This is a genomic window from Pseudomonas migulae, assembly GCF_043225285.1.
GTDB lineage: Bacteria > Pseudomonadota > Gammaproteobacteria > Pseudomonadales > Pseudomonadaceae > Aquipseudomonas > Aquipseudomonas migulae_C.
In genome coordinates, this window is record NZ_CP171224.1 from 5085837 (window position 1) to 5099745 (window position 13909).

Genomic DNA, 13909 nt, shown 5'->3' on the forward strand with positions numbered 1-13909 from the left:
GTTGTTATCAAGGTCCGTGCCAGAAAGGTTTAAAGCTTTATAAATCATGGTCTTGCGATGGGATTTTGTCTGCGGGAAGCTTTTCGGGCATCAATCATCGTGGGATGTGCGCAAGAAGTTGCGCAGTGCTGCGCAACTTCTTGCGCACCGGGTTCAACCCCCTGATAAACGGGGTATTCAGCACTGAAGATGGGACGAACCCAATAACGGATTGCGCAACTTCTTGCGCATCAAGGCGGCTGGCCATCGCTGAGTGCGACAGCGTGAAAGGTGCAACGAACGGCGCAGCCCGGTGGTCAAACCCTGCGCTGAGGTAAATGAACATTTCCCGACTTCAAGGAGCGCGACATGAAAATCCTGATGGTTCTGACGTCCCACGATCAATTGGGCGATACCGGTAAGAAAACCGGCTTCTGGCTGGAAGAATTCGCCGCACCGTATTTTGCTTTCAAGGATGCCGGCGCTCAGCTGACGCTGGTTTCACCCAAGGGAGGCCAGCCGCCGCTGGACCCCAAAAGCGACGAGCCCGACGCACAAACCGCGGCCACCGATCGCTTCCGCAAAGACTCCGCAGCCCAGGCTGCCTTGGCGTCTACCGCGCTGCTGAGCAGTGTGCGAGCCGAAGATTACGACGCCGTTTTCTACCCCGGCGGCCATGGCCCGTTGTGGGACCTGACCGAAGACAAGAATTCCATCGCGTTGATCGAGGCGTCGTACAAGGCCGGTAAACCGGTAGCGTTGGTCTGCCATGCGCCAGGTGTGCTGCGCCACGTCAAGGGGGCGGATGGCCAGCCGCTGGTCAAGGGCAAGCGGGTGACGGGCTTCACCAACTCCGAAGAGGAAGCGGTGCAGCTGACCAATGTCGTACCGTATCTGGTGGAGGACATGCTCAAGGAAAAGGGCGGGATTTACTCCAAGGGTGATGACTGGGCGAGTTACGTGGTGACCGACGGGTTGTTGCTGACCGGGCAGAACCCGGCATCGTCCGAAGCCGCGGCGCAAGCGCTGCTGACGAAACTGAAATAATCACGATTGCCCAAAACCCTGTAGGAGCCGGCTTGCTGGCTCCTACAGTACGTGGTGATCAGCGCAGCGCTGCAATGGATTCCTCAATCGAGCGCCGCTGCGTCTCGGCATACAACCCCAGCTCATCGATGGTCGGGCATCCCAGCGCCTTCTCGAACGCATGCCGGTTCGAGTGCTCGCCATAGTGGGTTTGCGCCGCATCCCCCAGGTTCGACTGAAAAATCCCCGCCGCACTGACCGGCAGGAAATCTTCGTACACCAGCGGTTCCACTCGCAGATAGCCGTTGCCGAGCAAATCCTCCAGCGCCGCTTCCCGAATGCCCACCGCCGACAGGCCTTTTTCCGTCACGAAGTAGCGGAAGTACGCCAGTCCCTGTTGGCGCATGCCTTCAAAGGTGTCAGGGAATTCGCCAAAGTGCTGCGTCATCAGCGCGTTATAGCGTGCAGCATTGCCTTCATTGGGGAAGTCCTTGAGTTCGTCGCGGGCGGCGTTGAGCAAGCGGTCATAGAGTGCCCGACCCTTGGGGGTGAGCGCCGCGCCGCGCTGCTCGATCTCACCGAAACGTGCGCTGTGGCTGCCGCGGCTTTCAGCTTGATCGGTGAACGCAACCGGTTCGTCCAGGGCCTTGAAACTTGTCTGGCGCAGCAGGATCGGGCACTGCCGGCGGGGCGGGCCTTCGATCACGGCTTTGGGGGTGATGTCGTGGGCCGGCATTTGTGCCTGGACGATGTCGATGTCCAGGGTGCGCGGTGTCAGGTGGTTGATGTGCGGGCCTTTGAACGCCACCACGTCAGCGATCAAACGATGCTGGGCGCTGAGCTGCTGGTATTGTTCGGCGGTAACGGTGGCGCTGTGATGCCAGCGGAAGGTTTCCAGCGCCTGCAACACGAAGTCCTGCGCGTCCTGCTCGCTGAGCCCGCCCTCGGCTTCCGCACGTTCGATGAGGGTCAGCGCCGAGGGGGTGAAGATCGTGCGTTTATCCAGCACCGATTGCGCAAAGGCGCGCAGCTCCGCGTCTTCGATCAGCTCCAGGCGCAGCAGCGAGGTAAACACCCTGAACGGGCTGACCTGCAACGCTGCTTCATGCACCGCGCGAAACGCCGTGGAATGCACCGGAACGCCGGCCGGCGTCAGGTCGTAATAGCCGACAGGCTGCATGCCCATCACCGCGAACAGGCGGGCGAGGGTGGCGAGCTCATTGGCCGTGCCCACACGAATCGCGCCATGGCGCTCCATGTCCAGGCGCTGGATTTCGCCGGTGCTGTCCAGCTGCCGGGCGATCTGCGGGTCGCTGTCCAGCACATGGCGGTTGGTGTGTTCCACCAGCTCCATCAGCGCGCCGTACAGCGGCACTTCTTCGCGGTACATGTCGGACATCGCTTTGGAGAAGCGTTGGCGGATCAGGTCAGGGCTGACAAAACGTGGGTGGCTCATGAAAAGATTCCAGGCGCGGTGACGTGAAGGATGGGAGAAAAGATCGCAGCCTTCAGCGACGCCGACAAACGAAGAATCTTACGGACTTCATTCTGCAAAGGACTGCATCCTCAGTGCATCCGCTGGTCCTGAGGGCTTTCCAGGCGCTGGGATGCCAAAAACTCCCGATACAGCCGCGCCGAACCGGCCGGTGCCTCGACCATCGGCATATGGCCGACGCCTTCCCAGATTTCCACCCGCAGGTCTTCGATACCTTTGCTCCAGACCGCCACGCTGCTGACGTCGATCAAGCGGTCCTTGCGCCCCCACAGCAACAGCGCAGGGCACTTGATGTCGGCCAGTTTCGGTTCCATCGGCGGGCTGGCACGAAAGTCTCTGAAGATCTCTTCCAGTTCATCCCGTGACTGCTCGTAACGCTGGGCGATGGCGTCCAGCACGACGCCGGGTACCCACGGCGGCTCGGCCATGGTCATGGCGTAGAAACGCCGGAATTCTTCGCGGGAGTTGATCAGGAACGGGTTGTGCCCCTTGGCCAGATGGCGTTCGAGGTCGCTGACTTCGGGGGCGGTGACGCCCGCCGGGTCGATCAGGGCGACCGAGGCAATACGGTCCGGGTAAGTCGCCGCGAGCCACGCGGCCATGTAGCCGCCCATCGAATTGCCGATCACATGCACCTTTTCGACGCCGCAGACGTCGAGCAACTGGATCATCCGCTTCGCCTGCAGCGGAATGTCATAACCGCCACCTTCCTTGAAGCCGGTTTCGCCATGCCCGGCGATGTCGGGAATGATCACCCGATAGGTGCCGACGAAATGCCGGGCGAAGCGCAGCCAGATATTCTTGTCGGCGCTGTAGCCATGAAGCATCAGCACGCTGCTCGACGCTTCGTACGGCCCGCCTTGCCAGGTCGAAACGGTCATTTCGGCAATCGGCACGACAATCTTGTGCAGCCGGTACAGCTTGGCTTCGGCCGCCATGTTCAAGTCATAGAGCCAGTAACCGATGGCCGGGTAGCTCAACCAGCTCCAGGCCGCGAAAACCGCGAGTGCGACAACCAACAAAAGCATCAGACGTCTCCCTTTTCTCTGATCAGGACAGGATGTGGTCGGCGGGTTTCAGCGTCCGGGTCAAGCGGTGGTAGCTGAAACTGAACCCTGGAAACATGGCGATCACATGGCCGCTCCTGCTTTGATACCAACTGTGGCAGCCTCCGGACTTCCACACCGTGCGTTCCATTTCACGGTGGATCATTTCAGTGTAGGTACGTTCTGCCTCGGGGCGTACTTCGATGCTGCGCAAACCCTGTTCTTTGAGCGTACGAATGCAATCCAGAATGTAGTTCATCTGGGATTCGATGATAAACAGCGCGGAAGTGTGGCCGATCCCGGTGTTGGGGCCGGTGACGATAAACAGGTTGGGGAAGTCCGGCAGGCTGGTGCCGAGGTACGCGCGTGGATAGGTCGCCCAGAAATCCCGCAGCTGCTTGCCGTTTTTTCCGCTGACCGGGTAGGAAATCACCCCGTCGGTGGCGTCGTAACCGGTGGACCAGACGATCAGGTCCACGTCGATGTGTTGGCCGTCCCGGGTGACGATGCCGGTTTCATCGATGGCCGCGATGCCCTGTTCACGGCTGTGCAAGGTCACATTGTCGCGGCCGAGCGCCGGGTACAGGGTGCTGGAGACGATGACCCGCTTGCAGCCGATGGCGTAGTCCGGCGTCAGTTTTCGTCGGAGTTCCGGGTCGGGCACTTGCCGTTTGAGGAAACGCAAAGCGTGTTGCTGGACCATGCGGATCGCCGGTTTCGAGTATTTGAAGGCAATCACCCGGGTTTCGAATTGCCAGTAAATCATCCAGCGCAGCAGTTTGTAGGCGGGTTTAAGGCCCAGCAGCCAGCGCTGGAACGGCCCGAAGGCACGGTCGCCCCGGGGCAGCACCCAGTGTGGAGTGCGCTGGAAAACATGCAAATGCGCGACGTCCGGGGCGATGGCCGGAATAACCTGCGCCGCGCTGGCGCCACTGCCGACGATGGCGACGCGTTTTTGCCGGTAGTCGTAGGAATGATCCCAGTTGTTGGTGTGAAAGGTTTTGCCCTTGAAGCGTTCCTGCCCTTCGAAGTGTGGGACGACCGGTTGGCTCAGCGGCCCCGTGGCATTGATCAGGAACCGCGCGTAGAACGTGCCTTTGGCGCCGGTGTGCACGGCCCAGTGTTTGGTGGCGTCGTCCCATTCGACGTGTTCGACATTCGCTTCAAGTTCCACTCTGTCACGCAGGCCGAATTGATCCACCACGTACTGCGTGTATTGGTGGAGTTCGGCCTGTTCAGCGAACATCTGCGTCCAGCGATAGGGTGCGAAGGACAACGAATAGAGCGGCGAGGGCACATCCACGGCTGCGCCAGGGTAGGTGTTCTGGCACCAGGTCCCGCCGAAGAAGTCCCGTCGTTCCAGCAGGCGAAAATCATCGATGCCTGCCTTGAGCAAATTGATCGCCGCGCACTGCCCGCCGAAGCCGCTGCCGATGATCAACACCTGGAAAGTCTGCATGGGCCGCCTTTTTAATCGTTGCCTGTTGAATCCTCCCTTCATGTATAGCCAAACATTCGGCGCACGCCTCGCGGTAATACCGGGATATTCAGGGTGCCGGCCGGTGATGGCTATTTGACGTCGCCCTGTTAGACTCCCAGCACACCTGAAAACCCGGTGTGAGCAGGATTCATTCAGTGGTACAGAGGCTCCTATGGGAAAAACGGGAGGAAAAGGACTTTCACTGGCGAGGAGGCTTTACGCATCGCGAACCCTGGGGCTGATCCTGGGATTGTTGTGTGTCGGCGCAGCAATGTATCCGCTCGATCCGGCACCGTGGGTCTGGGGGTTGATGGTCATCAACGGTGTTTTCTGGCCGCATGTTGCTTATCAATGGGCGCGCCGGTCACCGGTTCCCTATCACGCCGAACACCGTAACCTGTTGGTCGATGCTTTTCTTGGTGGCGTCTGGGTCGCGGCGATGCAGTTCAACCCACTCCCGAGCGCGGCGACGCTGGCCATGATGGCGATGAACAACGTCGCGATTGGCGGCTTGCGGTTCATGCTGGCCGGGGCCGCTGCGCAAGTCCTCGGGATCGGCGCCGGTCTTGTGGTTTTTGCCCCGGCGTTCGTCCCCGAAACCAGTCAGTTTCAGCTCTATGCGTGTTTACCGTTGCTATGCCTGTACCCGATGGCCCTCGGCTGGATCTGCTTCCGTCAGGCCTCCACGTTGGGCCGGCACAAGCGCGAGTTGCTGGCCCTGAGCCGCACCGACAGCCTGACCGGACTGCTGAATCATGGCGCCTGGAAAGACCAGCTGGAAGTCGAATTCCAGCGCTGCAAACGCCAGCATCAGGGCGGGGCGATCGCGCTGATCGACATCGACCACTTCAAAGCCATCAATGACACCTATGGCCATGTCGCCGGGGACATTGTGCTGCGCCAGTTGAGCAAGATGCTCAAGCAGAACCTGCGGGCGACCGACGTAGCGGGTCGTTATGGCGGTGACGAGTTTTGCGTCATCCTGCCGGACCTTGCGCTTGATCATGCGGCGGTCGCCATGGATGCCCTGCGTGATCGCTTTGCCACCCTCGGTTACGAGCAGAGCCCGGCATTGGAGGTCAGCCTGAGCATTGGCCTTGCCGCTTTCAACCCGGCGCACAGCGAAGCAATGCTGTGGCTCAACGACGCCGATCAGGCGCTCTACGAAGCCAAGTCCACCGGGCGCAACCGCGTTATCTGCAGCGGCGATGGCACCTCCCGTCATGAACTGCTCGATTCGGTCTAAAACCCTGCACAAATCCGTCGCAGGAGATCACCCCGCCCCCAGCAACGACAATGTGTGTTCGTAGAACGCTGTTTCCTGTGTCGCGATGCCGGGATACGTGGGCAAGAAGTCCTCGTCGAAACACCAGGCCTGGGCGGTGGTCGTGGGGGGCGCATGAATGATCAGGCTCAATGAAGCAGACATCTCCCGGGGCGGCAGTTGCCGGTGTACTTCGTAATACGGTTGCATGTGCAGCACTTCGCCCAGGGCGAGTTTTAAAGTTGTTTCTTCGCCCAAGGGAGGGCGAATACCGGCGCGTAATGGCTGCTGGTCCAGGATCTTGCGTTGAACGGTGGTGTAACCATCGCCGCTGTAACCCACCGCGTAAATCTCGAAATCGTGGCTGTGGTTTAAGTGGTAGATGAACGTTTCACTTTCGTCGTGGCTCGACACTGGAGCCCAGAAACCCAGGCGGACACTGTAGGCGTCCGAGGAATGCAGTACAAACGCGTAGGCGTTGTACAAACTGTTCTTGGTGCTGTATCCGTCACGCTGAAGGGTGTTGTAAAGATGTTCGCTCAGTAACGTTCGGTTGGTGGCGAGTTCTCGAAGGTCCGCGATGATGCGTGATTGGTCATGCTGAAGGTCGTACGTGTTCATGCGTTCGACAAAGCGGGTTAATTTCATGCCATCTCACCCATGTGCTGATCCAGCAGGTCATTGAGTCGGGTGTTTTGCAGTTTTCTTAACAGCGGCGCATAGCCCAGTGCTGTGGCCGGATTGTCCCGATGAATCATCTGGAATGCCTTCCAGGCGACAGCGGGGTGATAGTGGTAAATCAGCTCCTCGGCCACTTTTCTCGCGCCGGGATCCCGGGCCGCTTCCAGCAATTCCAGGCTGACCAGGTAGCGGGCAGCGCTGTTGTCATGGGGGAACCAGCCGATTTTCTGTAATGACATGCGATCGAAAACGCCAATGTCGGCGCTTCTGTCAGGAAAGTTGAGACTGCCGATGAATGCCGGATGTCCGGCGTCTTCCGTATTGCTGTCAAACAGGGTGGTTGTACCGTCGATGAACAACGGGTTGTTGGTATCGACGATGACCTGCTCACCGCGAGTCAGATGTTCCTCTTCGAGTGTGTACAGTTGAATGGGGAACGACGCTGCGTTGATCGCAAATAAAACACTGTTGCCAGGCACGGAGTAGAGTTGCTCGGGCGCCGGGGCGTTGTCTGGTGCCTTGAGACTGATATTGCCGCTTTCGTTGCAATGCAAAGTTAATGTGCCCGTATGGGTATTGGTCAGTTTCATGATCTTGGCACAATGAGACGGATCAAAAACGAGTGCTGTCTTTTTAGGTAACTGCTCTGCCAGATTTTTTATCTCGATATTCATATTGAGTGCCTTGATGCCCGTAATAAGTTGTGCTGGCGTCAAGTCACGGTTGAGCAGTGTTTTTATCATGAGGGCTTCGTCTTTATTTTTATGAGGTGGAGCGGGTTGTGTTGCTGTTTTTTTGCCGTTCTTTTTATCAAATACCGTGACCGTTAGCGGACGTCAGCAGCTAAACATGGTGCCCACCGACGTCCAACTAAAAAGTAGACAGTGCTGTCAGGCAGTTTCGGATATTTCGCTCAATTGCCAGTAGCACTTGATTTGGTGGAGGTTGCCAACATTAAGCCGGGGTGTACTTCCCCAGCAGTCGATGACGTGGTGTTTTTTGATCGGCACCGGTATGACGTTTTTTTCCGCGTGAAAGAGTGGTGTTCTGGACCAGTGGGTGTCTGAAGTTTGCATTGAGTCCTCGCTATTCCGGGTTCTAAGGCTGGAGTCAGCTATAAGAATTTCAGTTCTTGTCCGACAGGTTCCAGAATTTCTTGATTTCGTGGAGGTTACCCAGGTTAAAACGCAGACCGTCTGGCGTGGGGCAGTTGGTCTTGGATTCGCAGACTGTCGGTGTGGTGATGATGTTGGCGCCAGCGTGTAACAGGGCAGCATTTTGCCAATTACCAGTGACAGGTTTCATGGGCGTTCCTTGTTGTTTTAGATTGATAAAGGTTATGCGTGTCGCGGTAAAGCTTCAGGCAGACATCAGGTTTGTTGTCACTAATGCCTGCAATTGTTGAAGAAGTGGGTGCTTTATTTGACGTCGTGGATTATTTGGTCGAGTCGTCAGTCACGTTCCAGAATTGCTTGATTTCATGAATGTTGCCCATGTTGAAGCGGGGCATAACACCACTGCAGTTAATTTCGTTGTCGGATTTTGCTGGCGTGGTGATGACTTTGTTTTCGCAGCGTAGTAAGGGGGGCGGTTTGCCAGTTTCTGGTTGTCATGGGTATTTCCTTTTTTATTTTGAGTTGGGTCATTCAGTGTCAATCCAGCCTGGAAATAGCAATGCTGTTGTTTTCAGGGTTGGAAGTCTTTGTGTTTGACGGTTTTAAGATAAGGGGGTGCGATATTTGATATCAACTATTGAGTTGTTATCAGATATTGGTGTTTGTTTGAGGGTGTGTATTTTTAGCAGGAACAACTGATAGCCATTGCGCACGAATCCCGTGCAACCCTGCCGGTGACATTGCGTCTACCGGCCGAATCACACGATGCGTCAGGAGCCGAAGTCAGTGAATCCTTATTCCTTGACGCTCATGAACTCCTCCGCCCAACGGATGTATTCCTCGGGCTGGGTGTAGGTATGCGTCAGTTCGGTCGCGCTCAGGTCTGACGTCTGGGTGAAGATTTGGCGTTGTTCGCGCAGGCTGTCATACGTTGCCTTGATCGCCGCGAAGTAAGCGCCATGCCCGTCAATGGTGACCCGTACACCCAGTTCGGCCAGGCGATCATCGTCGCGCAGCAGCGGGTTGCCGTAGGTGACCAGCATCAGCGGAACGCTCAGGTGCTCGGCGATCTGTTCCAGATGATCGAAGTCACGCACACCGACCATGCAAATCCCGTCAGCACCGGCTTTCTGGTACTGCTGGGTGCGGCTGATGACTTCCTGCACCGGCAGGATCCCGGCATTGGTGCGAGCGATGATCGCCATCTCGGTATCGACCCGTGCTTCCAGCGCCGCGCGAATCTTGCCGACGCCTTCGGCGACGCAGATCAGGTCGGTGGACTTGCGGCCGAATTGCGCGGGCAGCAACGTGTCTTCGATGGTCAGGGCGGCCACGCCGGCGCGCTCAAGTTCGACGATGGTGCGCATCACGTTGAGCGCGTTGCCGTAGCCATGGTCGGCGTCGGCGATGAACGGGAGTTGAGCAACGCGGCCGATGCGGGTGGCTTGCTCGGCGAACTCGCTAAGGGTGATCAGGGCAAAGTCGGGGGCACCCAGGACCTGCAACGAGGCGACCGAACCGCCGAGGATCCCTACTTCAAAACCCAGGTCCGCCGCGATGCGTGCCGACATCGGGTCGAAAACCGATGCGGTGTGATAGCACTTGTTGGAAGCGAACAGTTCACGGAAATTGCGGCGCAAATCCTGATGGGAAAGCCTGGACATATAAGTTCCACCAATACAAAGGAATGGAAGGGCTTGAGCAAGAGTGTCAACGCCGAAGATACAAAAGGCTATCACGCCACAGGGGGGAGAATGATGACGATTTTGTCGGGCAGGCTAATCGGAAGCGATCCTGTGAGGAGGTCGCACGCCTGTCACGCGGCGACCGCCTGCTGCTGTTGATTGAGCAACGGCACCGCGCGGACCGAGTCGCCAGGCTGCAATTGCAGGCGCTTGGCGGTAAGCCGGTCAACGATCAGGCTGTTGCCCACCAGACGGGCCGGGGCGGCGGTGATGCGGCAGTTTTCCAGTCGGCGATTGTGGATCAGCCAGACCGGAGCCTGCTCGTCCGGCGTGCCGATGGCCAGTATCAGCGCCTGGCTGTCACGCACGGTGCGGATTGTCGACAGCGGCGCCTCGATGACCGGACCGGCGTCGAAGATATCGATGTACCCTTTGTGGGTGAACCCTTCGGCCGTGAGAATTTTCAGTGCCGGCTCGGTATTGGGATGAGCCTTGCCGATCACCGCCTGGGCCTGCTCGGTGAGGAGGCAGGTGTACAGCGGTTGGCGAGGCATCAGTTCGGCAATGAACGCTTTGCTGCCCAGGCCCGACAGGTGGTCCGCGTGGCTGAACTCCATTTTGAAGAAGTGTCGGCCCAGGCTGTCCCAAAACGGTGAGCAGCCTTGCTCGTCGGCGCGACCACGCAATTCGGCGATGAGCTTGTCGCCGAACAGATGGGCGAACTCGGCGACAAACAGCAAGCGTCCCAGCGACAGCAACCGACCATTGCTTCCCGTGCGTAGATCCGGGCGCAGGAACAGGGAGCAGAGTTCCGATTGTCCGGTCATTTCGTTGTTCAGGAACAGCGTCGGGATCTGCCGTTGGATGCCGAGGTCCGGTGACGAACTGACCGTCAGCCCGACCCGATAGTTGTACCAGGGCTCGCGCAGGCCAACGGCCCCTGTCAGTGCGCTGACACCCACCAGACGCTGGTCGTCGTCTTCGAGCACGAACAGGTAGTCCGCGTCGGCCCGCTCGACCTGTTCGGCGAATGTCCGCTGGGCCCAGCGCAGCCGGTGGGCGAGGCGGTCCTCGTTGGCGGGCAGGGTGGTGAGCCCCGGACCGGCCTGCCGCACCAGTGCCAACAAGGCTGGCAGGTCGGTGACGTGTACCGGGCGGACGATCATGGTGCAGTTCCTTCTGCAGACGGGTTTGCCCGCCGGGCTTGGGGCCGGGACATACTCACAGGGCGACCACCCGGACCTGATGGCCTTCGGTCACGTTCAGGGCGGTGCACATCTCGGCGCTCAGGGCCACGGGGCGTCCGGCGTTGTAGTCCAGGTCGGCGACGATGGCGCGATACTCCTTCAACGAATCGTTACTCACCAGATAGCGACCGTGAGCATCGATGTCCTCACTGATTGTGGCCGTATCGGTCCGGCTTTGCGCGATGGAACGGATGCCGGCCAGGCGCGCGTACAGGGTTGGCCCGCCGTCGAACAGGTCGATGTAACTGTTGGTCTCGAACCCCTCGCGTTCAAGGATATCGAACGCTTCCTGGCCATCGGGGTGGATGCGCCCGATGCAGTCCTGCGCCGCCTGGGGCAGCATCGGCACGTAGATCGGGTATTGCGGCATCAGCTCGGCCAGGAAAGTGCGGCTCTCCAGCCCGCAGAGACGCTCGGCCTCGGGATAGGGCAAATCAAAGAAGTGTTTGCCCAGTGCATCCCAGAATGGCGACTGGCCTTCGTCGTCGCTGTAACCGACGATCTCGGTGATCACCGCTTCGGCAAAGCGCGGCGCGTGCGCGGCGATGAACATCAGTCGGGCCCGCGACAGCAGTTCGGCGGCCGGTGTGCCCACGAACGCTGCGTCGATGTGAAAGCCCCGCAACAAGGTATGGCCATTGAGGTCCTGGCATAACGACAACGCCGGCACGCCGTGTTCGATGTTCAGCTCCCGCGAGGCACTGGTGAAATGGCGGTTGCGCAGACTGTAGAAGGGTTCGTTGAAACCGGCCGTGGCGAGGATTTCCGAGCAGCCTGCCAGACGCTGACGGGGCAGGTCCTCCAATACGAAAAAGTAGTTCTCCGGGCCCTGATTGTGCACGTCTTTATCGAATGAGGCGCAGGAGTCCAGAATCCGCTCGCGCAAGCGTTCGGTATCGTCTGGCAACGAGGTGACGCCGACCAGGCTTTCGCGCGCCAGCCGCTGTAGCTGGGGCAGGTCGGTTAACTCCACTGGGCGTAAGACCAGCATGGATGCACTCCTGTATCAAAGGGTTCGGCATTGGGCACGAACCTGACTATCACTGTCGGTTTCCACGCATTGAATCGGCGGTCGCCTGATCGCCTGGCGCCGCTCTTTTTTTCCAGTCAGCCATTATTTGAAGAAGCACCGCATCGACACAGGGTGTGTTGAGTGGCCGGTCGGAATTCTGACAACGGAGGCGGTGGTTCATAACGCTGGAAGAGGTATCCGGGCTCCTGCTGGATGGGGAAGAGTGTTTATGTTTCTTGATCCGTTACGGCAGTATTTATTTAACCCGCGCCACATGTCTAGTGAATTTTTGCCTGGCCCTTTCAGCCCCAAAACGGGGCGAAAGGGCCGTGCGTTGGGGCTTACACGGATGTCGATCAGCCTTGTAGGCCCTCGCTGACATTGATGTCAGAGAAGGCCGTTTTTCTAGGACGACCGTTGTAACGAAATGCCCCCATTCGCCTTTCTTGCGGCACAATTGCCCTCGGATAATTGACCTGATGCCGTTTCTCTTCCTTCAACCGAGTGATCTTTCGTGCTGGCGACCCGTTTAACCCTGATGTGCCACGCTCGAACCGTCGCACAGAAATTGGCGTGTTTTCCTACGGATGAGCCGGTTGAGATGGATTGGCAGTCGGCAGAGGGTTCGCTTCGCTCCCGTTTCAAGGGAACGCCGCGCCTGGTCAGCGGCCCGGAATTGCGAGCCCGACAAACCGCTGCGTTGTTCGGCGCCGAGGTGGAAATCATCGAAGCGCTGAGGGATTGCGATTTCGGGTGCTGGAAGGGGGCGCGAATCGACGATCTGCAGAAGTCCGATCCCGAGTCGCTGCAGGCCTGGCTCGACGATCCACAGTCGGCGCCACACGGTGGCGAATCCGTGGCTCAGCTCGGCGAGCGAGTGGGCGCTTGGCTGTCCATGCTGGAAGCCACACCGGGACATATCGTTGCAATCACCCACCCGTTCGTCATTCGCGCGGCGTTGACGCACGTGTTGCAAAGTCCGGCATTCAATCTGATCGATGTCGAGCCACTGTCAGCCATCGAGCTACGGTTCAATGGTCGCTGGCGCCTGCGTTTGTCGGGCACTGGCCTTGAGGGTTTCTGATAATGAAAAAACTGATGATCATCGGCATCGGTGCCGGCAACCCCGACTACATCACGATGCAAGCCGTGAAGGCGTTGAACCGGGTTGATGTGTTTTTCCTGATGGACAAGGGCCAGAGCAAAGACAAGCTGATCGACCTGCGTCGCGAGATTTGTGAACGCTATATCAACGACCACGACTATCGCTTCGTCGAGGCCCATAGCCCGGAGCGCGAGCGTGGCGATGTGGACTACAAGGCCAGCGTAGAAGATCTGAACCTTGCCAAGCAGCTGACCTTCGAACGGCTGATCAATGAAGAAATGTCCGACGGCGAGTGCGGCGGATTCCTGGTGTGGGGCGACCCGGCGCTGTACGACAGCACCATTCGAATCCTGCAGGCGATTCTGGCGTCGGGGCGATGTGCCTTCGAGTTTGACGTGATCCCCGGCATCACCAGCGTTCAGGCGTTGGCGGCGCAGCACAAAGTGCCGCTGAACCGCATCGGGCGTTCGATTGAAATCACTACGGGCCGGCGATTGGCGGCGGGGCAGGTGAGTGATGCCGACAGCCTGGTGGTGATGCTCGACGCCGAAGATTCCTACCATCAGGTGGAGGATCAGGAGACGGAGATCTATTGGGGCGCGTATCTGGGGACGCCGGATGAGATCCTCATCAGCGGCCGGCTCAAGGACGTGGCGGATGAGATTGAGCGGGTACGCAAGGCGGCGCGGTTGGCCAATGGGTGGATCATGGATACCTATCTTTTGCGCAAGCCTTGAGTTCTTCTGTGTCTGGGCGGGCGCCATCGCGAGCAGG

Annotated in this window: 14 protein-coding genes; 4 read left to right on the top strand and 10 right to left on the bottom strand. The window is 58.8% G+C overall.

Translation table 11 applies throughout. The features are described 5' to 3' along the window. Positions 1–94 precede the first annotated feature (94 nt). Complete coding sequence (locus ACF6ZU_RS23300) at positions 95–325, bottom strand: hypothetical protein (RefSeq protein ID WP_392887385.1); 231 nt, start codon at positions 323–325, stop codon at positions 95–97. Between the two features lie 23 nt (positions 326–348). Here ACF6ZU_RS23300 and ACF6ZU_RS23305 point away from each other — a divergent pair, with 23 nt between their 5' ends. Continuing rightward, positions 349–1026, top strand: coding sequence for a type 1 glutamine amidotransferase domain-containing protein (locus ACF6ZU_RS23305; protein WP_392887387.1), 678 nt, complete (start codon positions 349–351; stop codon positions 1024–1026). A 58-nt stretch (positions 1027–1084) separates the two neighbouring features. Here ACF6ZU_RS23305 and ACF6ZU_RS23310 read toward each other — a convergent pair whose 3' ends face one another. From ACF6ZU_RS23310 to ACF6ZU_RS23320, 3 genes are all read right to left on the bottom strand, one after another. Further along, on the bottom strand, positions 1085–2461 hold the full coding sequence (locus tag ACF6ZU_RS23310; protein ID WP_392887389.1) for a VOC family protein: 1377 nt from the start codon (positions 2459–2461) through the stop codon (positions 1085–1087). Positions 2462–2571: 110 nt separating this feature from the next. Further along, positions 2572–3528, bottom strand: coding sequence for an alpha/beta fold hydrolase (locus ACF6ZU_RS23315; RefSeq protein ID WP_392887391.1), 957 nt, complete (start codon positions 3526–3528; stop codon positions 2572–2574). 22 nt (positions 3529–3550) lie between these two features. Further along, a complete protein-coding gene (locus ACF6ZU_RS23320) occupies positions 3551–5005 on the bottom strand; it encodes a flavin-containing monooxygenase (RefSeq protein WP_392887393.1) in 1455 nt (484 codons plus the stop codon). A 193-nt stretch (positions 5006–5198) separates the two neighbouring features. On the opposite strand from ACF6ZU_RS23320, the gene ACF6ZU_RS23325 reads away from it, so the two are divergent. Continuing rightward, the gene (locus ACF6ZU_RS23325; protein ID WP_392887395.1) at positions 5199–6272 is read left to right on the top strand and encodes a diguanylate cyclase; all 1074 of its coding nucleotides are present in this window, start codon (positions 5199–5201) and stop codon (positions 6270–6272) included. Positions 6273–6299: 27 nt separating this feature from the next. Here ACF6ZU_RS23325 and ACF6ZU_RS23330 read toward each other — a convergent pair whose 3' ends face one another. The 6 genes from ACF6ZU_RS23330 to ACF6ZU_RS23355 form a co-directional block, all read right to left on the bottom strand. Further along, positions 6300–6938 carry a transposase gene (locus tag ACF6ZU_RS23330; protein WP_392887397.1) on the bottom strand — a complete coding sequence of 213 codons (639 nt, stop codon included), beginning with the start codon at positions 6936–6938 and terminating at the stop codon, positions 6300–6302. Continuing rightward, entirely contained in the window at positions 6935–7714 is a 780-nt protein-coding gene (locus ACF6ZU_RS23335; RefSeq protein ID WP_392887398.1) for a hypothetical protein, read from the bottom strand. Before ACF6ZU_RS23335 ends, ACF6ZU_RS23330 begins: the two co-directional genes overlap by 4 nt. A gap of 382 nt (positions 7715–8096) precedes the next feature. Next, positions 8097–8276: a hypothetical protein gene (locus ACF6ZU_RS23340; RefSeq protein WP_392887399.1), complete on the bottom strand. Its 180-nt coding sequence runs from the start codon at positions 8274–8276 to the stop codon at positions 8097–8099. 604 nt (positions 8277–8880) lie between these two features. Further along, entirely contained in the window at positions 8881–9750 is an 870-nt protein-coding gene (locus tag ACF6ZU_RS23345; RefSeq protein ID WP_392887401.1) for an oxaloacetate decarboxylase, read from the bottom strand. A 152-nt stretch (positions 9751–9902) separates the two neighbouring features. Next, positions 9903–10937, bottom strand: coding sequence for an arginine N-succinyltransferase (gene astA / locus ACF6ZU_RS23350; RefSeq protein WP_392887402.1), 1035 nt, complete (start codon positions 10935–10937; stop codon positions 9903–9905). 55 nt (positions 10938–10992) lie between these two features. Beyond that, the gene (locus ACF6ZU_RS23355) at positions 10993–12009 is read right to left on the bottom strand and encodes an arginine N-succinyltransferase (RefSeq protein WP_392887403.1); all 1017 of its coding nucleotides are present in this window, start codon (positions 12007–12009) and stop codon (positions 10993–10995) included. Positions 12010–12544: 535 nt separating this feature from the next. On the opposite strand from ACF6ZU_RS23355, the gene ACF6ZU_RS23360 reads away from it, so the two are divergent. Further along, a complete protein-coding gene (locus ACF6ZU_RS23360) occupies positions 12545–13114 on the top strand; it encodes a histidine phosphatase family protein (RefSeq protein WP_392887405.1) in 570 nt (189 codons plus the stop codon). Between the two features lie 2 nt (positions 13115–13116). Further along, a complete protein-coding gene (cobF, locus tag ACF6ZU_RS23365) occupies positions 13117–13872 on the top strand; it encodes a precorrin-6A synthase (deacetylating) (RefSeq protein WP_392887407.1) in 756 nt (251 codons plus the stop codon). The last annotated feature ends 37 nt before the right edge of the window (positions 13873–13909 follow it).